Below are 19870 nucleotides of genomic sequence, written 5' to 3'. Positions count from 1 at the left end.
CGGGGAGGAGGAGCGGCTGGGGTTGGCCGCGGCGGCGCGCGCCGCCTCGCGGCACTGGAGCGAGCCGCCGCGCCCTCCCGATTTCTTCGATGTGAAAGGCGCCGTCGAAACGGCGGCGCTTCTGGCGGGCGTGCGCGATCTCGAATGGAAGTCGGCCCAGCGCTCTTTCCTGCGCGACGGCAGCGGTGCGGACATTCTCGCGGGAAATCGGGCGCTCGGCTGGGCGGGCGCTCTGGCGCCGGCGCTCCTGGCGGCTTACGGATTGGAGGTGCCGGTCTTCGCGGCGGAAGTTTCTCTCCTGCAGCTGGGACTGGCGAGCCGCGAGGGGCCGGCCTTCAAGCATGCCCCGCGGTCTCGGACGCCGCCGGTCAGCCGCGACCTCTCGCTGCTGCTGGACGAGCGCTACGCCTGGGACGAGGTCGAAGCGGCGATCCGCGACGTCGAGGCCCCCGTCGCGTCGGTGCGGCTGTTCGATCGCTACACCGGCGCTCCGGTGCCGCCGGGCAAGGTCAGCCTGGCGGTGAACGTCCTCTTCTCCACTCCCGGGAGGACGATGCTGTCCGAAGAAGTCTCCGAGCACCTTGAACGAATCGTCCAACGTCTGCGCGAGCGGCTCGGCGCCGTGTTGCGCGGCCAATGAAGGAGGTGACCTTGGCCTCGGAACTGGAAGTCCTGGAATTCCTCGAGGAGCGGGTGCGCCGCGCCGCGGATCTGGTGCGCTCGCTGAAGCGTGAGAATCTTGATCTCAAGTCCCAGATCCAGGCGGCGGAGCAGCGGCACAAGCAGGCTCTGGATTCGATCGCGTCGCTGGAGGAGCAGCACCGGCGCGGCGACGAGGTCCGGCGCCAGCTGCAGCTCCTGCAGGAGGAGCGGCAGGAGATCCGCGGGCGCGTAACGCGCATGCTGGAGACCTTCGCCGCCATGGAGGAGATCCCCGCCTCCGGGCACCCGGACAACTGATCCTCGCGGCCGCCCGCGCGGCCCCGTTGGAGGAGAACTCATGGAAAAGATCGTGAACCTCGTGCCGGTGGAGATCTACGGCCAGATCTACAACCTGCGCGGCGAGGGAGACACGTCCTACATCACCGATCTGGCCGCCTTCGTCGACCGGAAGATGCGCGAAGTCTCCGATCACACGGCGACGGTCGATTCCCTCAAGGTCGCCATCCTCGCGGCCCTGAACATCGCCGACGAGCACTTTCAGACGAAGAACGCGGAAGTCGAGCACCACCAGGGAGTGACCGAGCGCCTGGAGCGGATGGTCGAGCTCCTGGACCGGGCCCTGCCCGCCAAGGGGAGCGCCTAAGCCCGAGGCGTTTCCCCCCAGAGGCAAGGAGCGCGCCGCGCTCCGCCGGGGAGGTTTGTGAACGTCATCGTCCTGATCGTCATCGCCGCTTCAGCCCTGCTGGCCGGGGGCGAGTACCTGTTCCACCGCAGCTTCATCCGCCGCCGCAAGGCGGAGGCCGAGGCGCGTGCCCGGGCGGTGGTGGACGACGCCGAGCGCCAGGCGGAGATCCGCCTCAAGGAGATCGAGCTGGAGGCGCGCGAGCGGTCCGACGCGGCGGAGGCCGCTTTCGAGCAGGAGTCGCGCAAGAAGCGGGCGGATCTCCAGACCGCGCGCCGGCAGATCGACGACCAGGAGCGGCTGCTGGAGCGCAAGGCCGCCTTGCTGTCGCAGAAGCAGAGCGAGATGGAAACGCGGGAGACCTCTCTCGGGGAGCGGGAAACACAGCTCGCCACCCGCCAGCAGGAGCTGCAGGCGCTGGTGGAGGAGCAGCGCTCGCGGCTGGAGAAGCTGGCCGGATTGTCGTCCCAGCAGGCGAAGCGCGAGCTGATGCGGGAGATGGAATCGCAGGCGCGCAGCGAGGCCGCCGTGATCCTGAAGCGGCTGGAGGAGGAGACGCGCGAGCGCTCCGAGGCCGAGGCGCGGCGCATCCTGTCGGCCGCCCTGCAGCGCGTCCCGGTGGGGCAGATGGTGGATCTCGCCTGCTCGCTGGTCACGCTTCCCAACGACGAGATGAAGGGACGGATCATCGGCCGCGAGGGACGCAACATCCGGGCGCTCGAGATGGCCACGGGAATCGATCTGATCGTGGACGACACCCCGGGCGCGATCCTCCTGTCGGGCTTCGATCCGCTGCGTCGCGAGATCGCCCGCCTGTCGATCGAGAGGCTGGTGGAGGACGGGCGGATCCACCCGGGACGCATCGAGGAGGTGGTCCAGAAGGTGCGCGAGGAGCTGGGCGAGATCGTCCTCCAGTCGGGTGAGACCGCCGCCTTCGAAATGGGGATCGTCTCCCTGCCGCCCGAGCTGGCGCGCCTCGTGGGCAGGATGCGCTACTTCATGATCGCCGGCTACAACCTGCTGCAGCTGTGCCGCGAGACCGCAACGCTGGCGGCCGCCATGGGCGCGGAGCTCGAGATCTCCGGAGATCTCGCCAAGCGGGCCGGACTGCTGCACGGCATCGGCTGGATGGATGACTCCGGCAGCGACACCCCCCCGATCCTGCTCTCCTCCGAGATGGCCCAGCGCCTGGGAGAATCGTCCGCGGTCGTGCAGGCCATCCGCGGCATGCATCCTACCGAGCCGGAATCGACGCTCGACGGAGTGCTCCTGAGAATGGCGCGCAAGATCGCGCTGTCAAGACCCGGGATGCGGCGCGAGAACCTCGACATCTGGATGTCCCGGATGCGCGACATGGAGCAGGTGGCGCTCGCCTTCCCCGGGGTGGCCCGCGCCTATGCCATGCGCTCCGGCAAGGAGCTGCGGGTGCTGGTGGAGACCGACAAGGTCAGCGACTCCGACGTCCTCTGGATTTCGCGGGACATCGCCGGGAGGATCGAGCGCGAGCTCCACTATCCCGGACAGGTCCGGGTGAACGTGATCCGCGAGACCCGCGCGGTCGATTTCGCCAAGTGAGCGCGTGAATCTCCTCTTCATCGGCGACGTGAACGGCCGGGCGGGCCGGAACCTGGTGCGCGAGCACCTGGACCGCCTCGTGGACCGCTACCGCGTCGACTACGCCGTCGCCAACGTGGAGAATGCCGCCGACGGCTTCGGGGTGACCCCGCCACTGGCGGACGAGCTCGAAGCGATGGGGTTGCACGTCATGACCTCCGGCAACCACATTTTCGACAAGGTCGAGATCCTCCCCTACTTCCAGGAGCATCCGAACCTGCTCCGCCCGCACAACTATCCGACCGGCGCCCCCGGCTCGGGGGTGCACCTGGGCACCACGCCGGGCGGCGTGCAGGTCGCGGTAGTCAACCTCATGGGACGGGTCTTCATGACGCCGCTGGACTGCCCGTTCCGCACGGCCGATCGCATCCTCGCGGAGATTGGCTCGCGCTGCCGCGTCGTGCTGGTCGATTTCCATGCCGAGGCGACCTCCGAGAAGGTGGCGCTGGGCTGGTACCTGGACGGCCGGGTGTCGGCCGTCGTCGGAACCCATACCCACGTGCAGACGGCCGACGAGAGGGTCCTGCCCGGCGGGACCGCCGTGATTACCGACGTGGGGATGACCGGGGCACGTGACTCGGTGATCGGCGTGGAGAAGGAGCTGGCGATCCGGCGCTTCCTGCAGCAGATGCCGGTGCGCTTCTCCTGCGCCCGCAAGAACCCCCGCTTGTGCGCCGTGCTGATCGACGTGGATGAAGCCACGGGACGCTCCCGCGGCATCCAGCGCATCGACTTGCCCGGCGCCGAATAAGGTCCAACGATGGAGCAGCTCCCGATCCAGCCGATCCAGCCCCTGCCGCACGTGCGCCGCGTCCACACCGTCTCCGAGGTGAACGCGCTGGCTCGCGATCTCCTGGAGTCCTCCTTCGCCGATCTCTGGGTGGAAGGAGAGATCTCCAATCTGCGCTCGCCCGGGTCGGGACACCTCTACTTCACGCTCAAGGACTCCGCCACGCAGGTGGCCGCCGTGCTCTTCCGCACCCAGGCGCTGGCGCTGAAATTCGAGCTGCAGGATCACCTGAAAGTGATCGTGCGCGCGCGCGTCAGCCTCTATGAGGCGCGCGGCACCTTCCAGATCATCTGCCAGGCCGTCGAGCCGGCCGGCAGGGGCTCCCTGCAGCTCGCCTTCGAGCAGCTCAAGCGCCGGCTCGAAGCGGAAGGGCTGTTCGATCCCGCGCGCAAGCGCCGCCTGCCTCTGCTGCCGCAGCGCATCGGCCTGATCACCTCCCCGAGCGGCGCGGCGCTGAGGGATTTCCTGCACGTCCTCGGAAAGCGCTTCGCCAACCTGCACGTGACCATTCATCCGGTGCGTGTGCAGGGGGACACCGCGGCGCGCGAGATCGCCGAGGCGATCCGGCGCATGAACGGCCGCGGCGGCTTCGACGTTCTGGTCGTCTGCCGCGGCGGCGGATCGCTGGAGGACCTCTGGTCCTTCAACGAGGAGCCGCTCGTGCGCGCGGTCGCGGCCTGTGCGCTGCCGATCATCTCGGCGGTCGGGCACGAGATCGATTTCACGCTGTGCGATTTCGCGGCCGACCTGCGCGCGGCCACCCCCTCGGCCGCGGCCGAGCAGGTCATCGCCGCCAAGCAGGAGCTCGAAGCGCGCCTGCGCTCGCTGCGGGCGCGCCTTTTCTCAGCCGTCCGCCTGGCGGCCTCCCGCCGGCGCGAGCGCGTGGGGCGGCTGGGCCGCAGCCGGGCCCTCTTCCTCGCCCGCGCGCGCCTGTCGGCGCTCTCGGAGCGGCTCGATGAAGCGCGTTCCAGGCTGAAGGAGAACCTGCGCGGCCAACTGGCGCTGCGGCGGCTGTCCGTCGACCGCTGCCGCGAATCGATCAACCCCAGGATCCTCTCGTCGCGCGCCGGCGAGGATCGCCGGCGGCTGTCGCATTGGATGCAGCTGGCGCGGCTCGGCATCCGGGCGGAGGTCGCCCGACGCCGGGAAGCCTGCCGGGCCGCCTGTGGAGTTCTGGATTCCCTGTCTCCCCTGGCCGTGCTGGATCGAGGCTACGCCTTGTGCCTCGATCCGCGCTCCGGCGGCCTGGTCACCGATTCCCGAGCGCTGCCCTCCGCAGGCGCCGTTGAGGTGCGCCTGCGCCGCGGCCGGCTCCAATGCGAGGTACGCGAGGCCATCCATGCCCAAGACGAGCAAGAAGGGAACTAAAGAGCCCCGCTTCGAAGAGGCCCTCTCGGGCCTGGAGACGATCGTCTCCCGGCTCGAAGCGGGCGAGCTTCCCCTCGATGATGCCTTGAAGCTCTTCGAGGAGGGGGTGCGCCTGGCGCGGGTGTGCGGCGCCCGGCTCGACGAAGCGGAGCGGCGCATCGAGATCCTCATGAAGGGGGCCGACGGCGAGCTGACCGTCCAGGAATTCGACGACGGCGAGACGGAGCTCTCGGACCCGAACGGCGAGGACCCGGGGGCCGATGGGGTCTGATCCCCGCGGCTTCGCGCATCGCCTCGCCGCCGAGCGCCGCATCATCGATGCCTCGCTGCGCCGGCGCCTGGCCACCTCGGGAAGCACTCCTGCCTCCCTGCGCCGCGCCATGCGCTACTCGATCTTCGCGGGCGGTAAGCGCGTGCGCCCCATCCTCGCCCGCATGGCGTGCCGCGCCGTGGGAGGCCGCGACGCCTGGGTCCTGCCGGCCTGCTGCGCCCTCGAGATGATCCACACCTACTCGCTGATCCATGACGATTTGCCCGCCATGGACGACGACGCCTGGCGCCGCGGCTTTCCGACGGCCCACGTCAAATTCGGCGAGGCGCTGGCCATTCTCTCGGGCGACGCGCTGCACACCCTCGCCTTCCGCATCCTGGCGGAGGAGCCGCCGGGCAAGCGACTGGCGGCGCGGCGCACGCGGGTGTTGTCGCTGGTGGCCCGCGCGGCGGGGGTGGAAGGGATGGTGGGAGGCCAGGTGCGGGATCTGGAGTCGGAAGGACGCACCGTCTCCCCCGCCGCCCTGGCGCGCATCCACCGCGGCAAGACCGGCGCCTTGATCACCGCGGCCGCCGCGGCGGGAGCGATTCTCGGAGGCGGCAATCCGGTGGAGGTTGCGGCACTGCGCCGTTTCGGCCAATCGCTGGGCCTGGCGTTCCAGATCGTCGACGACGTTCTGGACGAGGAAGGGACGCGACGGAATCTCGGCAAGTCCCCCGGAAAGGATCGGGCGCGCCGCAAGGCGACTTACCCGGCCCTGTTCGGCGTGGCGGCCTCCCGCGCCAAGGCACGCCGCGCCGTCGCGGCGGCCAAATCCTCCCTCCGACCCCTCGGATCCCGCGCCGACGGTCTCGCCGATCTCGCCGATTTCATCCTGGCACGGGATCGCTGAGAGCCATGCCGCAAGGCCGCATGGGCCGGACGCCACGCGAGAAGAAGCAGCGGCTGGACGTCCTGCTGGTCGAGCGCGGTCTGGCCGAGAGCCGCGAGCGCGCCCAGGCGCTCATCCTGGCGGGACGGGTCCGCGTGGGCGGCAGGACGGCCGCCAAGTCCGGAGAGCGGATCGACCCGTCCGATTCCCTGGAGGTGACCGGTCCCGATCATCCTTACGTGGGACGCGGGGGTCTCAAGCTCGCCGGTGCCCTGGATCGCTTCGGTGTCGATCCCGCGGGCCGAGTCTGCCTCGACGTAGGTGCTTCGACCGGAGGCTTCACCGACTGCCTGCTGCAGCGCGGCGCCCTCCGGGTGATCGCCCTGGATGTCGGCAGCGGGCAGCTGCACTATCGGCTGCGGCGCGACCCGAGGGTCCTGGTGCTCGAGGGGAGAAACGCCCGGCACCTCCTCCCCGCCGACCTGCCCGAAGCGGTGTCGCTCGCTGCCGTGGACGTCTCCTTCATCTCGCTGCGGCTGATCCTGCCGCGTCTTCCCGCCCTGCTCGATCGCCGCGCCGATCTCCTCACCCTGGTGAAGCCGCAATTCGAGGTCACCCGCCGCGAGGTCGGCAAGGGCGGAATCGTGCGCGATTCCGGTTTGCACCGCCGGGTGATCCATGAAATCCTCTCCTGCGCCGCGGCGCTGACGCTGCGGATCGCCGGCGTGTGCGTCTCGCCGGTTCCGGGAAGCGAAGGCAACCGGGAGTTCTTCCTCCATTGCCGAAACTTCGGAGAAGACACATCGCCCGGCGCTCTCGAGGCACAGATCGAGGAGGCCCTCCGCCCTTGAGCCTCTCTTCGGAATTCGACGTGGTGGGTCTGGTCGCCAAGCCCGACGCCTCCAACTCGCGGCAGATCCTGCGCCGCCTGGCCGCGCTGCTGAAACGGCGCGGCATCCGCTACCTCGCCGATCCCGAGACCGCCCGCCTGCTGGGCCAGAAGACCGTGGCCCGCGCTCTGCCGGCGCTCAGCCGGGCGGTCAAGCTGCTGGTGGTGCTGGGCGGCGACGGAACGCTGCTGGGAGTGGCGCGCCGCATGAGCGAGCACCCGGTGCCGATCCTGGGAGTGAATCTCGGACAGCTCGGGTTCCTGACCGAGACGGCCCAGGAGGAGCTGGAGACATTCTTCGCGCGGGTCCTGGAGGGCAAGTTCTCGGTCGAGGAGCGCATGATGCTCCACGTCCAGGTGCTGCGCGGCCGGCGCGTCCTGGCCGAATCGCGCTCGCTCAACGACGCGGTGATCAGCAAGAGCGCCATCGCGCGCATCCTGGAGCTCAACGTGCGCATCGACGGCCGCTTCGTGGCGGTGTATCACGCCGACGGGATCATCGTGGCGACGCCCACAGGTTCGACCGCCTACTCGCTGTCCGCCGGGGGGCCCATCGTGCACCCCGCGATGCGGGCCTTCTGCATCACCCCGATCTGCCCGCATGCCCTGACCAACCGTCCCCTGGTGGTGCCCGATTCGGTCACCATTCAGGTGACCCTGGAGTCGGCCTCGCGCGACGCGACCTGTACCCTCGACGGCCAGGTGGGACTGCCGGTGCGCGCCGGCGACCGCCTGCGCATCCGCCGCAGCGCCACCGGGCTCACCCTGATCGTGCCGCCGGAGCGCAACTACTTCGATGTCCTGCGCAAGAAGCTGCGCTGGGGAGCGCGCTAATCGGGTCGGGGCGGTGCGGTTCTCGGGGGTTTACTTGCTGCTGGAGGCGGGTGCGGCTGGGGCGCCGGAGACCATGACCTTGGCTCCGTACTTGTCGACCATGGCCGCGTCGATCTCTGCCAGGGTCTTCTTCTCCTCGGCAAGTCGGTTGAGGGTCGCCTTCATCTCGTTCGAGCCTTTGTCGCGCGTGCAGATGCACTTGCCGAGCGTATCGGCGCACTCACCGCAAAGGCAGTTGTAGCGATCGGCGATGATCGCCGCTTTGGCGTTCAGAAGGACCGGCGATCCCTGGATCAGGGCGTCGGGCGACCCCTGCTGGATGGCCGGAGATGCCACGGGCGAAGGAGGCGCCGACCGGCGGAGGAGAAGGAAGCCGGCCACCCCCGCCACCAGGACGACCAGCACCAGCACCCACAGCCGAGGCTTCGTGGTCTTGGGGGCGGTTGGCTCGATTTCAGGCTCCATGCGTTCTCCCAGAGGCGGCGTTATTATAGGAAACGTCCTGGGGCGAGTCAAAGACGGGAAGGGAGCGTGCGGACATGATAGATCGCATCCAGTCGGACCTGAAGCAGGCGATGAAATCGGGCGACAAGACCACTCTTTCCGTGCTGCGCATGCTGTTGTCCTCGCTGAAGTATGCCGCGATCGATCAGAAGCGCGATCTGGACGAGACGGAAGCCGCGGCGGTCATCCAGCGGGCCATCCGGAGCCGCAAGGAGTCGATCGAGGCGTTCCGCGCCGGAGGACGCGCCGATCTCGCCGAGCAGGAGACCCGGGAGCTGGCGGTCCTGGAGCGTTACCTTCCGGCCCAGATGGAGGGGGCGGAGCTGGAGCGGGTGGTGGACGAGCTTTTGGCGGCGACCGGCATCACCGAGAAGAAGGACCTGGGCCGGGCGATGAAGGAGTTCATGGCTCGCCACAAGGGAAAGGCGGATGGGAAAGCGGTCAATGCCCTCATCGCCTCCCGGCTGCGATGACCGGCCGCGTCGGGTTGAAAGCCGCCACGCCGGCCGCTATACTGCGGATTCGACTGGCTTTCTCCGTGTAACGAGGGTCTCGTCTGTTGCGGATCCCCCTCCTCTCGAAAGTCTCGCTCCTTGCGTTGGCTCTGATTCTCCCGGCGGCTCTGGCCATCTCGGCCTGCGGCAACGGGAATGACAACAGCACCGACCTGGCCCCGATGATCAAGGTCCAGCCCATAGAGCTGGTCCCCCCCTTCCCCCTGCAGAGCGACAAGGTGGTGTTCTTCAACAAACTCTCCCCCGCCGGGGATACCTTCAGCCTCGACGTGGCCGTCCACGACGACACCGGGACGCTGGACTTGGACGACATCGACATCGTCCTACGCTATGACACTACGTTCATGCAGCTGGTGGATATCCGGTCCGAAACGCTTTTCGGCAGTTGCGGAGCCGTCAACACGGCCTGCAATCGCACGAGCCCGGTCTGCGTCAACAACCAGGCCTCAGCAAATGGCGGGGGCGAACGGTTCTGCCGCAGCAACGGCAGCACCCCCTGCTTGAAGGACACCGACTGCACTGCCACCGGCGACTCCTGCGGCGATTTCGGACGCCTGCAGGCGGCGTTTGCCGTCATCACGGGACCGAAGACCTGCTCGAACGACTCCACCCACTCGTGCACCCAGGGATCCGACTGCCACCTGTGCACCTCCGACGTCTCCATTCCGTGCGCCAACAACGCCCAGTGCACCGGGACCTGCGTCTCCTCCGTCTGCTCCGGCGGGGGGCACGCCGGCGATCCCTGCATCGCAAACATTGACTGCTTCGACACGTGCAACGTCAGCGCCACCTGCAACGGCTGCCCGTCGAAGGTCGTGAGCGGCACGCAATCCATCGTGAATCTACGGTTTCGGGTCATCGACACCGGCAGAAGTGAGCTGCGCTTGGTGACCTCCGGGAGCAGCCAGGCCGTCGCCTCGTTCCTCCGCAAGGACACACTGGACATCGGCGGCGTGCAGTTCTGGCCGGACGTCGACGCCAGCGATGTCACCGACATTGATAACAGCACCATCCTGATCGAGGCAACGAAGTAATCCGGCGCCTGCGCGCGCCCGTGGGAAGGGGGAATCCATGGAGGAGAAGGTCGTCGCCCATTACAAGGACGGGAAGACGCTGCGCGGGCTGACCCATGATTTCCAGCCCGAGGCCGAATCGTTCCACCTGCTGCCGAGCGAAGGCGGCGGCATGCCGTCCACCGTACGCGTGGAGGATCTCAAGGCGCTGTTCTACGTCAAGGAGTGGGGAGCCGCGCGCCGCTCCGTGGAGCGCGCCCGCAAGTTCGCGCGCGACTCCGCGCTTGGGAAGAAGACGGTCGTCGAGTTCAAGGACGGCGAGAAGATCTGGGGCTATTCCGAAGGGTACAGCAAGGAGCGCCAGGGCTTTGTCTTCTACCCGGCGGATCCGGCAGAGAACAACGTGCGGGTCTATGTCGTCAACAGCGCGGTCAGGGACATCCGCTTCGAGGACTGATCATTTCTCGTGCTCGCGGATGTAGCGCAGCACGACATCGTCCAGCGTGTCGTCCTTCTGGATGCGCTCCTCAAGATTTTCCCAGCCCATGTAGTCCTCGAGGGCCTTGCGCGTGGCGGCGTCGTACCTGCCGCTGACCTGGCCCCGATAGAAGCCGCGCCGGATCAGCATCCGCTGCAGCTCCTCGGCCAGCGGTGCGTCGATCTTGTGGACACGGCTGCGATCGGTCCTGCCGAAGTAGAGATGATGCACTCCCAGAAGGCGGCGCAGCTCGACGACCGGATCCGGATTGTCGTCCACCCTGAGATCCACCCAGCGATCCCCCTTGCCGCCGTAGCCCGCGCCCTTGCGCACGACCAGCAGGGCGGCCGACTCGCGCCCGCGTTTGTCGCCTCCGGCAGCCTGCCCGGCCTCCAGCGCCGTCACCAGGCGATCGGGAAGATCGCCCGTGGAACCCTCGAAGGCGCGCGCCATCGCGTCCACCGTGGCGGCGCTCACCAGGATGTTTCCCTGAACGGCATAGTTCTTTCCGGTTTTGCCACCGGCCCAGGGAAAGCAGTTCTTACCGGTGTGGGTCGCCGCGCCCCCTTTCGCATCCACCATTCCCACCTGCCTCTCCTCCCGCTGCGCGTCGGCGGCGAGCACCTTGGCGAGCGCCGCGCCGGCGCTCGCGCCCCCCGCCATCAAAGCCAGGCCTTCCTCACCGAAGGATAAATTGGCGGCCGCCTGCGTGGCGACCGCTCCGACCCCCGCCTTCGCCCAGGGGACGCCGTTGCCGACGGCCGGGAATTTCGAGGTGACCGCCACGCCGAGATCCCCGGTCGCGGGATCGAAGGCCACAATCGAAAAGGTCGCGATGATGTCGCGATGACGCTCCGTCGGGGAGAGCGCGGAATCCTGCGACACCGCCACCATGGCGGCGATGACCGCCGTGGCCATTGTCCGGAGAAGCCTCGCCTTGTTCATCGAATCTTCCTCCCCACGTGAGCCTCCTGTGCCGCGCGTCGCGCCGATCGCAGCCGCGCCGCGAAATTGTTACCGGCGTCTCCAAAGCCTGTCAAACCCATGACGATTCCTTGCTCGATGATCTCGCGGAACCTATATTCCACCGGTCTTTCGACCATTCGCAAGGAGGACCGCATCATGAAAAGGATCCTGCTCGTCGCCGCCGCCGTTCTCGGACTGGCCGGATCACCGCTGCGCGCCGCGGTGGCTTTCGACGTGGCGCTCGGCATGAATGTCAACGAGGACACGCGCATCTTCCTGAACGTCACCAACCAGACCTGGAGACCGGCGGTGCCGGCCACCGTGCTGCAGCGCTGCCCCGATCCCGAGGATGACTTTCCGGTGATCGCATTCCTCGCGTATCACTCGCATCGCAGCCCGACGTTCATCCTGAACCTTCGGCGCGAGGGGTACACCTGGTCGGACATCTTCTTCCAGGTCAACGTGAGCCCGTCGGTGCTGTTCGTGTCGATGGATCGCGATCCCGGGCCGCCCTACGGCAAGGCCTGGGGATACTGGCAGAAGCATTACCGTCCCGGCACGCGGGTGCGCTATCGCTTCGCCGATCGCGACGTGGTCGGACTGGTGAAGGTGCAGACCGCGGCGCGGCATTTCGGAACGAGTCCCTTCTCGGTGGTCGAGGCCCAGCGCGGCGGGCGGCGCCCCGAAGCCTTCACGGCTCAGCGCTGGAAGGAGAAGAACGGCCGCCCCTCCTGGACCCAGGCGCCCGGCAAGGGAGCCGAGGCCGGAGGTGCGGAGAGGCCCCACTCGGAAGGATCCTCCGGGAAGAAAGAAAACGGGGCTTCCCACGGCAAGGGGAACGGCAAGGGGAAGGGGCAGCGCGGCTAGCCGGCGTCGCCACGGCAACGCAGCGCGGGGAGGCTTTCACCTCCCCGCGCTTTTTATTTTTCCTGCCGCCGCGGAGCGGCTCAGGCGATCGGCGGTGAGGCGATTCCCTCCACAAGAACCATGCGGGTGCGCGCCGTCCGGTGGCGCAAATCGCGGGCTGGACGGTACTCGCTGCTGCACCACCAGGCGCGCGCGGCGGCCGCGTCGGGGAACTCCAGGATCACCACCCGCTGCAAGGGCCACTCCCCTTCCAGCATCTCGATGGGACCGCCGCGCACCAGGTAGCGGCCGCCGTGCGCGTGGATCGAGCGGGGCGCCATCTTCTTGTATTCCTCGTAGCCGTTCGGCTCGCTGACCTCAACCTCCACCATGACGTAGGCCGGCATCGATCTCCTCCCGCGTGCGGGCCGATCCCGCCGCTTCGCCGCGCCCGGAAACATCGCAACAGCCTCCGGAGCGCAAGGTTTGACACCATGAAGAACGCGCGGCTATTATCCGAAAAAATCAGCTTGCATGCTGCGAATAAGGAGAGCTCATGGGCTTCGCCACCGACGCCATCCACGCGGGACAGGAGCCGGATCCCGCGACGGGTGCCATCATGACCCCGATCTATCAGACCTCCACCTACGTCCTGGAAGCCCTGGGCAAGACGAAAGGGTTCGACTATGCGCGCACCATCAATCCCACGCGGCTGGCGCTCGAGCGCAACCTGGCTGCCCTGGAGCGCGGCACGATGGGGCACTGCTTCGCCTCGGGAATGGCCGCGATCTCCGCCGTCATGACGCTGGTCGGCAAAGGGGATCATGTCATCGTCTCGAACATGACCTACGGCGGGACGTTCCGCCTGTTCGAGCGCGTGCTGCGCGGCTACGGCCTGGAGTTCACCTACGTCGATACCGCCGACCTGGAAGCGGTGGATCGGTGCGTCAAGCCTTCCACCCGGATGCTCTACATCGAGACGCCCACCAACCCGCTGATGGGACTCACCGATCTCGCGGCCGCAGCCGAACTGGCAAAGCGGCGATCCCTGATCTCGGTCGTGGACAACACGTTTCTGTCGCCTTTCTTCCAGCGCCCGCTGGAGCTGGGCATCGATCTGGTCGTACACAGCACGACGAAATTCCTCAACGGCCACTCCGACAGCGTGGGAGGATGCGTCGTCACGACACGCCCGGAGCACGCCGAGCGGATCGGCTTCGTGCAGAACGCGGTCGGGGCCATCCTGTCGCCGTTCGATTCGTGGCTCGTGCTGCGGGGCGTCAAGACGCTGCCGCTGCGGATGGAGCGGCACGATGCGAACGGCCGCGCCATCGCCGAGTTCCTGTCCTCGAGCCCCAAGGTGAAGCGCGTGCTCTATCCGGGACTGCCCACGCATCCTCAGCATGCGCTGGCCCGCCGCCAGTGCAGCGGGTTCGGCGGCATGATCTCCTTCGACGTGGGATCCTACGACGCGGCGAAGCGCCTGCTCGACCGCTTGAAATTGTGCGCGCTTGCCGAGAGCCTGGGAGGTGTGGAAACGCTCATCTGTCACCCGGCCTCGATGACGCATGCCTCGATTCCGCAGGCGGAGCGCGAGAAGCAGGGGTTCACCGAAGGTCTGGTGAGGATCTCGGTGGGTGTTGAGGATGTGGAGGACATCCGGGACGACCTGCAGGCGGGACTTCAGGAAGTCTGAGGCGGCCGTTCAGAAACGCTCGCGGCCCCCCTTGACCGACGAGCCGATCCAGTTCAGGACGTTCTTCTCACCATCGTCGATCTTCACCGCCAGAACTTCCGGGAGCTCGTAGGAATGGAGCTCCTTGATCATCTTCTTGAGCTCTTCGAGCTGCGGCGAGGTGGTCTTGATGAACAGCATGTTCTCCACCTCGTTCCAGATCTTTCCCTTCCATCGATAGATGGACCGGATCGCGGGCACCACGTTCACGCAGGCGGCGAGCTCGTGCTCCACCAGCGCCTGGGCGATCATCATGGCTTCCTTTTCCGAGGACGCGGTGGACAGAACCAGAATGGCGTCGTTTTCCATGAGTTCGGCTTCTCCCCCGATGGCGTGCCAAGTCGTCGGAAGTATAGTGCCCGAGGGGGTGGCTGTCAAGGCGCGGATCGCTCACAAATCATTCGCTTGTCAGGAGTTCCTGCCTGTGTTATAGTCCCCGCCGGTCCGTCAGAACGGTCCGTTCTGCGGTCCTTTGATGCGGATGGCGGAGAGACATCCAGCGCATGCCCACCCCACCCATCGCCTTCGGAGCATCCGGCTGGCGAGGGATTCTCGGCGATGATTTCACTTTCAGCAACGTGCGCCGCGTGACGCGGGCCGTGGCGCGCTGCTTTCGCGCCGCCGCTGCGCCCAAATCCCCGCGCGTCTTCATCGGCTACGACACCCGCTTTCTCTCCGAGCATTTTTCCCGTGAAGTCGCCTCCGTGCTCCACGCCGAAGGCGTCAGGCCCGTTCTCTCCGCCGGCTTCGTGCCGACTCCGGCAGTTTCGCACGCGGTGCTCCACGGCCGCTTCGACGGCGCCATCCATCTGACCGGCGGGCACCAGACCTCGGAGTACCATGGCATGAAGATCGCGGTGCGCGACGGCCTGCCCGCCCCCCCGGAAATGATGCGCAGTGTCGAGGCCATCCTGCGCGAGAACCCCGACCCGTCGCCTGCGCCGCCTCTCGATCCGAGCCGCGTCAAACAAATCGATGCGGCCCCCGAGTATCGCAAGGCCGTGAGACGCCACTTCCGGCCGCGGGTTCTGGCTCGCGGGCGGCTGAAGCTCGTGTGGGATTCCGGGCATGGAGCGGGAGGCGATCACCTGCCCGCCCTGGTGGGCGCCGCAGCCCGGGTCAGCTCCATCAGGACGGGGCGCGACGTGACCTTCGGCGGGCTGCTGCCCGATTGCAGCGAGCGCCACCTGGCACCGCTGATCGAGGAGGTGCGGCGCCGCGGCGCCCATTTGGGCCTGGCCACCGACGGCGACGCCGACCGCTTCGGAGTCGTCGACCGGGGCGGGCGCTTCGTGCCGGCCAACTTCCTGCTGCCTCTGCTGGCGGATTACCTGCTCGAGACCCGCCGACCGGGCTCCGGCATCGCGCGCAGCGTCGCCACGACCCGTCTCCTGGATGATGTCGCGGCCCTGCACGGCGTCTCGATCTTCGAGACTCCTGTGGGATCGCAGGAAGCCCGGCCGCTGCTTTCCAGCGGCCGCGCGTTTCTGGCCTGCGAGGAGAGCGCCGGCATGACTTTGCGCGGACACGTCCCGGAGAACGACGGTTTGCTGGCCGGCTGCCTGATCGCCGAGATGGTGGCCTTCCGCCGCAAGCCCCTGCACCATCAGATCCAGGACCTGTTTCGCCGCATTCCGCAGCGCGTGTCGAGGCGAGAGGACTATCGGCTCGATTCGGAGCAGATCGAAGAGCTGCGCCTGCGCCTGGAGAATCCTCCGGAGTCGCTGGCGGGCCGCAAGGTGGCCCGCATCGAGCGGCACGATGGTCCGCTGCTGATCTTCCAGGACGGCTCCTGGTTTTTCGCGCGCCTCTCGGGGACCGAGCCGGTGGCGCGCTGTTACGCGGAGGCCCGCAGCCCCCGGGACCTCGCCCGTCTTCTGGACGCCGGCAGGGCGCTCATCCAGGCGCGCTGAGCCTTCCAGGGCCCACGTACTCGAGAGGTGGAAAGTTGGCGAAGATCGAGACCCTGCTGGCCCGTGAGATTCTCGACTCCCGGGGCAATCCGACGCTCGAGGTAGAAGCCGTCCTCTCCGACGGTTCGCGCGGCCGCGCCGCCGTCCCGTCGGGAGCATCGACCGGCTCGCGTGAGGCCCTGGAGCTGCGAGACGGCGAGAAGGAACGCTACCTTGGAAAAGGCGTCCTCACGGCGGCGCGCAACGTCACGGCCACTCTGCTGCCCGCCTTGAAAGGGATGGAGGCCGCCGATCAGGCCGGCGTGGATCGAAAAATGATCCAGATCGACGGCAGCGAAACGAAATCCCGCCTCGGCGCCAACGCCCTGCTCGGCGTGTCGCTGGCGGTGGCGCGCGCCGCGGCCGCGGCCGCGGGGCTGCCCTTGTACCGCCACCTGGGAGGCGATGCGGCCGTCGAGCTCCCGGTACCGATGCTGAACATCGTCAACGGCGGCGTTCATGCCGACAACAACCTCGATATCCAGGAGTTCATGATCGCCCCCGCCGGGGCACCCTCGTTCCGGGAGGGGCTCCGCATGGCGGCCGAGATCTATCAGCGGCTCAAATCCGTTCTCAAGAGCAAGGGCCTGTCGACTGCGGTGGGCGACGAAGGGGGCTTCGCTCCGCGCTTCGCCTCGCACTCCGAGGCCTTGGATTGCATCCTCGAGGCCGGCGGCGCGGCCGGGTACCGGCCCGGCAAGGACTTCGTCCTCTGCCTGGACGCGGCGGCTTCCGAGTTTTTTCGCGACGGCCGCTATGTCCTCGAAGCGGAGTCTCCGCCGGAACGCTCGTCGCGCGACATGGTGGCTTTCTACGCCGACCTGGCGGCGCGCTACCCGATTGTCAGCATCGAGGACGGGCTGGCGGAGGGGGATTGGGACGGCTGGTCGGAGCTCACGCGCGAGCTGGGAAGCGGACTCCAGCTGGTGGGTGACGACCTCTTCGTGACCAACCCGGCGATCCTGCGGGAGGGAATCCGGAAGAAGGTGGCCAACGCCATCCTGATCAAGCTGAACCAGATCGGCACGCTCACCGAGACCCGGGACGCCATCGACCTGGCGCGCGGCTCCGGCTATGCTTGCGTGGTTTCGCACCGATCCGGCGAGACGGAGGACACGACGATTGCCGACCTTGCGGTGGCTTTGAATCTGGGACAGATTAAGACGGGCGCCCCGGCCCGCTCCGAGAGGGTGGCCAAGTACAACCGGCTCCTGCGCATCGAGGAGGAACTCGGGACCCGCGCCCGCTATCGCGGCCTTGCCGTGTACACCCGTTCCTCGGGAGGGGCTTGATGCGCCGGACCGCCGCCGCGCCGCCGGTTTCCTTCAAGCGACGTCTTTTCCTCACGCTGTCGGTCTGCGCCGTTCTGGCGATGGCGGGCCGGGCATTAATCGGGGATCGCGGGTTGTTCGAGGTCTGGAGGAAGAAAGGCACCCACCGCAAGCTTGCCGCGGAGGTCGAGACCCTGCGTCAGGAAAACCTGGTCTTGAAGCGGGAGATCCAGGCGCTGCGCTCCGATCCCGCCGCCATCGAGCGCCTGGCCCGGGAGGAGCTGGGGTTCTCTCGGCCGGGCGAGATCAACTTCGTCTTCCGGGAAGACGAAGCTCCCCGCCTGGACGCCAACGCGTCGCGCTAGTCCCTTCTTACTACTCGTGGTTCGAGTCGCCTGCGGAGCCCGTCGGCGGCGTCCCCGTGTCCACCACCGCTCTCTTGCGCTGGATCAGGCTCGAGGCGGAAGGAGTGAACGCGCCGCCTCCGGTCTGGGTCGACCCGCCGCTGACGGCGAGGTCGTAGGAGCCGTAGATCCCGAAGCCGGGGCCATGGATCGACTTCACGTAGTAGGTCCCGGTGACCGGAGCGGTGAAGGTGATGAGCGATGACTTGTCCTGCAGATTGCGATCATCGTTGGAAAAGAGCGCGCTGGTGCCGTCGGTGGCATACAGGACCAGCGACGTGTTGGCATCGCCGATCAGCTGCGTCGTCTCGATGGTGTAGGACTGTCCCGCGATCCCGTCGAAATTGAAGTAATCGGTGTCCACGGTTCCCGCGCCGTTCCCCTGGTCCTTGAAGTAGCTGGAGTGCATGGGAATGCCGTTGGGAACGACCGGCTTGGCGGCGGTGAAGACCTCGTTGGGCTCCGAGGAGTCGTTGACGAACTCCAGACCATGCTGCAGGAAAACCGAGACCATGCCCGAGGCCAGCCCTTCCGTGCGGATGAACCAGCCGTCCCAGAAGTCCTCGACGCTCTTGTTGGCCGCCGAGGGCAGGTAGTTCCGCATCACGTCCCAGATCTGCGCATCGGCGGAGGCGAGGGGATCCCAGGCTTCGTCGAGACCCGGGGAATCGTCCACCGTGGTGGCCGAGTCACCGATATCCCACAGAGCCGCATAAACCGTCACCTCGCTGCTGCTGCCGGTGCAGCTGAAAGGCTGCTCGTCCTCGACGTCGAAGTAGAAGTCGAGGTTGCCCGCGCCCGGGGCGCCGTTCATTTTGACGTAGAGCTGCGGGCGGGGAAGGTTGAAATGCCGGCGGACCGTCTGCCCGAAGTAGGTGGCGAATCCCTCGTCGAAGGCGAGACGGATGTCCTGCTTGCAGTTCGTCAGATGGTGTACGCCGCCGGGATTGTCGCTGGCCGAGAAGTTGGCCACCGCGTAATGGCCCGTCTCGTGCTGGATGACGGTGTCGTTGAAGGGCGAATTGTCCGCCACCTTGATGGTGTTGGCGCCGATATACTGGTTCACGGTCACGAAGCCGAACTCTTCCCACTGCAGCTTCAGCGCCATGGTGGAGCCCGGACGGCTGCCGTTGAGGAAAGCCAGGTAGTCGATGGTGTTCAGCGCGACGTCCCAGATGTTGAATGCTTCGGCCCCCGCGCCGACGACCGCCGTGAAGTTCCCGGCATTCAAGTCCTGGTTGGGCTGGTGGGAAAGGAAAAACGGCGTCGAGACGGCGTAGTTCGCGGTCTGCCCGGCCACGTTGGTGACCTGCAGGAAAAGATCCGATACGCCCGACGTCGTGATCACCCGGACCAGGATGTCCCGCACCGTCGTGTCGTTGAGCACCGGCACGGAATAGCTCCCGTTGGCGTCGGTGAACCCGGTGGCCAGCAGATTGCTGCCCGAGCCCTGCTTGTAGCGCACCTCCACCTTCGCGAAGCGGATGGGCAGAGCGGGCGTCAGTCCGGTGAACCCGTTGATGTCGAACTCCCGATCCTGGTACTTGAACGAGCCCGTCGCGGTCCAGTTGAAGGCCAGGGCGGAGTCAGCCGCCAGCACCGAGGCGAGCAGAACTAGACCCCCCAGGATTGCTTTGGTGACCTTCAATTTGGGCTCCCGTGCGAAGAAGCGGAGAGTATTAAGCTACGTTTACACCAACCGCGGGAAGGCCGTCAAGCTAATTCGCAGCGCGGGCCGGCTTGAGGGTTCCGCGCCTTGACACTCCCCTTTGGCGGCGCCTATAATCCCGCCCACTTCGACAGCGACGCGGGGTGGAGCAGCCTGGTAGCTCGTTGGGCTCATAACCCAAAGGTCGCGGGTTCAAATCCCGCCCCCGCTACCAACATAGAAGCCGGGCAACCGGCCCAACGAAGAGGGCGACCCGATGGTCGCCCTTTTTGCATTCCGGGTACGTGACAAAACTCACAAATCCGCAAAATCCCGACAAACACACGACATTTTCGATCCGCTTTCCGGCTTTGATCCGGCAGGCAACCGGCAGTTTTTTGCCCCAAAATCGCGCCTCAGTCCACCTGTCCAGGCGAGCAGATTGCCACCTCTTCCTTGATGGGCGCGGCTTCCGGCGATCGGGGTGTTGCAAGCGCATGCGGCAGGGGTCGGTTTTTCCCTAAATCGATGCCGCATGGGAGGCCCTTTTCGGGGG

23 protein-coding genes and 1 tRNA gene are annotated in these 19870 nt (G+C 67.2%); 19 read left to right on the top strand and 5 right to left on the bottom strand.

Translation table 11 applies throughout. The features are described 5' to 3' along the window. The 10 genes from VFW45_06240 to VFW45_06195 all read left to right on the top strand — a co-directional run. Positions 1-640: hypothetical protein (locus VFW45_06240; GenBank protein HEU5180369.1), on the top strand; the 640-nt coding region annotated here is incomplete at its 5' end. A gap of 11 nt (positions 641-651) precedes the next feature. Next, the gene (locus VFW45_06235) at positions 652-960 is read left to right on the top strand and encodes a hypothetical protein (protein ID HEU5180368.1); all 309 of its coding nucleotides are present in this window, start codon (positions 652-654) and stop codon (positions 958-960) included. Between the two features lie 40 nt (positions 961-1000). Next, on the top strand, positions 1001-1306 hold the full coding sequence (locus VFW45_06230) for a cell division protein ZapA (protein ID HEU5180367.1): 306 nt from the start codon (positions 1001-1003) through the stop codon (positions 1304-1306). Positions 1307-1363: 57 nt separating this feature from the next. Next, the gene (gene rny, locus VFW45_06225) at positions 1364-2920 is read left to right on the top strand and encodes a ribonuclease Y (protein HEU5180366.1); all 1557 of its coding nucleotides are present in this window, start codon (positions 1364-1366) and stop codon (positions 2918-2920) included. A gap of 4 nt (positions 2921-2924) precedes the next feature. Continuing rightward, complete coding sequence (locus tag VFW45_06220) at positions 2925-3710, top strand: TIGR00282 family metallophosphoesterase (GenBank protein ID HEU5180365.1); 786 nt, start codon at positions 2925-2927, stop codon at positions 3708-3710. Positions 3711-3719: 9 nt separating this feature from the next. After that, positions 3720-5117, top strand: a complete 1398-nt coding sequence (gene xseA / locus VFW45_06215) for an exodeoxyribonuclease VII large subunit (protein ID HEU5180364.1) — start codon at positions 3720-3722, stop codon at positions 5115-5117. Beyond that, positions 5089-5388, top strand: a complete 300-nt coding sequence (gene xseB, locus VFW45_06210) for an exodeoxyribonuclease VII small subunit (GenBank protein HEU5180363.1) — start codon at positions 5089-5091, stop codon at positions 5386-5388. Before xseA ends, xseB begins: the two co-directional genes overlap by 29 nt. Next, entirely contained in the window at positions 5378-6280 is a 903-nt protein-coding gene (locus tag VFW45_06205; protein HEU5180362.1) for a farnesyl diphosphate synthase, read from the top strand. Before xseB ends, VFW45_06205 begins: the two co-directional genes overlap by 11 nt. Positions 6281-6285: 5 nt before the next feature. Further along, positions 6286-7110: a TlyA family RNA methyltransferase gene (locus VFW45_06200; protein HEU5180361.1), complete on the top strand. Its 825-nt coding sequence runs from the start codon at positions 6286-6288 to the stop codon at positions 7108-7110. Further along, entirely contained in the window at positions 7107-7982 is an 876-nt protein-coding gene (locus VFW45_06195; protein HEU5180360.1) for an NAD(+)/NADH kinase, read from the top strand. The genes VFW45_06200 and VFW45_06195 overlap by 4 nt, the downstream gene beginning before the upstream one ends. A gap of 30 nt (positions 7983-8012) precedes the next feature. Here the strand turns inward: VFW45_06195 and VFW45_06190 are convergent, their stop codons facing one another. After that, entirely contained in the window at positions 8013-8447 is a 435-nt protein-coding gene (locus VFW45_06190) for a hypothetical protein (GenBank protein HEU5180359.1), read from the bottom strand. A 74-nt stretch (positions 8448-8521) separates the two neighbouring features. Between VFW45_06190 and VFW45_06185 the strand changes: the two genes are divergently transcribed. From VFW45_06185 to VFW45_06175, 3 genes are all read left to right on the top strand, one after another. Beyond that, positions 8522-8959, top strand: coding sequence for a GatB/YqeY domain-containing protein (locus VFW45_06185; protein HEU5180358.1), 438 nt, complete (start codon positions 8522-8524; stop codon positions 8957-8959). Between the two features lie 86 nt (positions 8960-9045). Further along, positions 9046-10035, top strand: a complete 990-nt coding sequence (locus tag VFW45_06180; GenBank protein ID HEU5180357.1) for a hypothetical protein — start codon at positions 9046-9048, stop codon at positions 10033-10035. 37 nt (positions 10036-10072) lie between these two features. Next, positions 10073-10471: a hypothetical protein gene (locus VFW45_06175; protein ID HEU5180356.1), complete on the top strand. Its 399-nt coding sequence runs from the start codon at positions 10073-10075 to the stop codon at positions 10469-10471. Here VFW45_06175 and VFW45_06170 read toward each other — a convergent pair whose 3' ends face one another. Further along, complete coding sequence (locus VFW45_06170) at positions 10472-11386, bottom strand: DUF1028 domain-containing protein (protein HEU5180355.1); 915 nt, start codon at positions 11384-11386, stop codon at positions 10472-10474. Positions 11387-11614: 228 nt separating this feature from the next. Here VFW45_06170 and VFW45_06165 point away from each other — a divergent pair, with 228 nt between their 5' ends. Continuing rightward, the gene (locus tag VFW45_06165; protein HEU5180354.1) at positions 11615-12325 is read left to right on the top strand and encodes a hypothetical protein; all 711 of its coding nucleotides are present in this window, start codon (positions 11615-11617) and stop codon (positions 12323-12325) included. A gap of 80 nt (positions 12326-12405) precedes the next feature. Here VFW45_06165 and VFW45_06160 read toward each other — a convergent pair whose 3' ends face one another. Next, positions 12406-12711, bottom strand: coding sequence for a DUF1330 domain-containing protein (locus tag VFW45_06160; protein ID HEU5180353.1), 306 nt, complete (start codon positions 12709-12711; stop codon positions 12406-12408). A 149-nt stretch (positions 12712-12860) separates the two neighbouring features. Here VFW45_06160 and VFW45_06155 point away from each other — a divergent pair, with 149 nt between their 5' ends. Next, positions 12861-14000, top strand: coding sequence for a PLP-dependent aspartate aminotransferase family protein (locus tag VFW45_06155; GenBank protein HEU5180352.1), 1140 nt, complete (start codon positions 12861-12863; stop codon positions 13998-14000). 9 nt (positions 14001-14009) lie between these two features. On the opposite strand, the gene cutA is transcribed toward VFW45_06155, so the two are convergent. Then, a complete protein-coding gene (gene cutA, locus VFW45_06150; protein ID HEU5180351.1) occupies positions 14010-14348 on the bottom strand; it encodes a divalent-cation tolerance protein CutA in 339 nt (112 codons plus the stop codon). Between the two features lie 194 nt (positions 14349-14542). On the opposite strand from cutA, the gene VFW45_06145 reads away from it, so the two are divergent. Genes VFW45_06145 through VFW45_06135 form a run of 3 tightly spaced genes read left to right on the top strand, consistent with a single transcriptional unit; the run spans position 14543 to position 17627 of the window. Continuing rightward, on the top strand, positions 14543-15952 hold the full coding sequence (locus VFW45_06145; protein HEU5180350.1) for a phosphoglucomutase/phosphomannomutase family protein: 1410 nt from the start codon (positions 14543-14545) through the stop codon (positions 15950-15952). Positions 15953-15987: 35 nt separating this feature from the next. Then, the gene (gene eno / locus VFW45_06140) at positions 15988-17283 is read left to right on the top strand and encodes a phosphopyruvate hydratase (protein HEU5180349.1); all 1296 of its coding nucleotides are present in this window, start codon (positions 15988-15990) and stop codon (positions 17281-17283) included. Continuing rightward, the gene (locus VFW45_06135) at positions 17283-17627 is read left to right on the top strand and encodes a septum formation initiator family protein (GenBank protein HEU5180348.1); all 345 of its coding nucleotides are present in this window, start codon (positions 17283-17285) and stop codon (positions 17625-17627) included. Before eno ends, VFW45_06135 begins: the two co-directional genes overlap by 1 nt. Before the next feature lie 10 nt (positions 17628-17637). Here VFW45_06135 and VFW45_06130 read toward each other — a convergent pair whose 3' ends face one another. After that, positions 17638-19314, bottom strand: coding sequence for a PPC domain-containing protein (locus VFW45_06130; protein HEU5180347.1), 1677 nt, complete (start codon positions 19312-19314; stop codon positions 17638-17640). 158 nt (positions 19315-19472) lie between these two features. Between VFW45_06130 and VFW45_06125 the strand changes: the two genes are divergently transcribed. Beyond that, positions 19473-19549: transfer RNA gene (locus tag VFW45_06125), tRNA-Met, on the top strand. The last annotated feature ends 321 nt before the right edge of the window (positions 19550-19870 follow it).

The organism is Candidatus Polarisedimenticolia bacterium, assembly GCA_035764505.1.
In the GTDB taxonomy this organism is placed as follows: Bacteria; Acidobacteriota; Polarisedimenticolia; order Gp22-AA2; family AA152; genus AA152.
This window is presented reverse-complemented; position numbering and strand designations above follow the sequence as displayed.

Coding starts and splice junctions, on each gene's coding strand:
- VFW45_06230 (HEU5180367.1), top strand. CDS start 1,001: ATGGAAAAGATCGTGAACCTCGTGCCGGTGGAGATCTACGGCCAGATC.
- xseA (HEU5180364.1), top strand. CDS start 3,720: ATGGAGCAGCTCCCGATCCAGCCGATCCAGCCCCTGCCGCACGTGCGC.
- xseB (HEU5180363.1), top strand. CDS start 5,089: ATGCCCAAGACGAGCAAGAAGGGAACTAAAGAGCCCCGCTTCGAAGAG.
- VFW45_06205 (HEU5180362.1), top strand. CDS start 5,378: ATGGGGTCTGATCCCCGCGGCTTCGCGCATCGCCTCGCCGCCGAGCGC.
- VFW45_06200 (HEU5180361.1), top strand. CDS start 6,286: ATGCCGCAAGGCCGCATGGGCCGGACGCCACGCGAGAAGAAGCAGCGG.
- VFW45_06190 (HEU5180359.1), bottom strand. CDS start 8,447: ATGGAGCCTGAAATCGAGCCAACCGCCCCCAAGACCACGAAGCCTCGG.
- VFW45_06185 (HEU5180358.1), top strand. CDS start 8,522: ATGATAGATCGCATCCAGTCGGACCTGAAGCAGGCGATGAAATCGGGC.
- VFW45_06175 (HEU5180356.1), top strand. CDS start 10,073: ATGGAGGAGAAGGTCGTCGCCCATTACAAGGACGGGAAGACGCTGCGC.
- VFW45_06170 (HEU5180355.1), bottom strand. CDS start 11,386: ATGGTGGCGGTGTCGCAGGATTCCGCGCTCTCCCCGACGGAGCGTCAT.
- VFW45_06165 (HEU5180354.1), top strand. CDS start 11,615: ATGAAAAGGATCCTGCTCGTCGCCGCCGCCGTTCTCGGACTGGCCGGA.
- VFW45_06160 (HEU5180353.1), bottom strand. CDS start 12,711: ATGCCGGCCTACGTCATGGTGGAGGTTGAGGTCAGCGAGCCGAACGGC.
- VFW45_06155 (HEU5180352.1), top strand. CDS start 12,861: ATGGGCTTCGCCACCGACGCCATCCACGCGGGACAGGAGCCGGATCCC.
- cutA (HEU5180351.1), bottom strand. CDS start 14,348: ATGGAAAACGACGCCATTCTGGTTCTGTCCACCGCGTCCTCGGAAAAG.
- VFW45_06145 (HEU5180350.1), top strand. CDS start 14,543: ATGCCCACCCCACCCATCGCCTTCGGAGCATCCGGCTGGCGAGGGATT.
- VFW45_06135 (HEU5180348.1), top strand. CDS start 17,283: ATGCGCCGGACCGCCGCCGCGCCGCCGGTTTCCTTCAAGCGACGTCTT.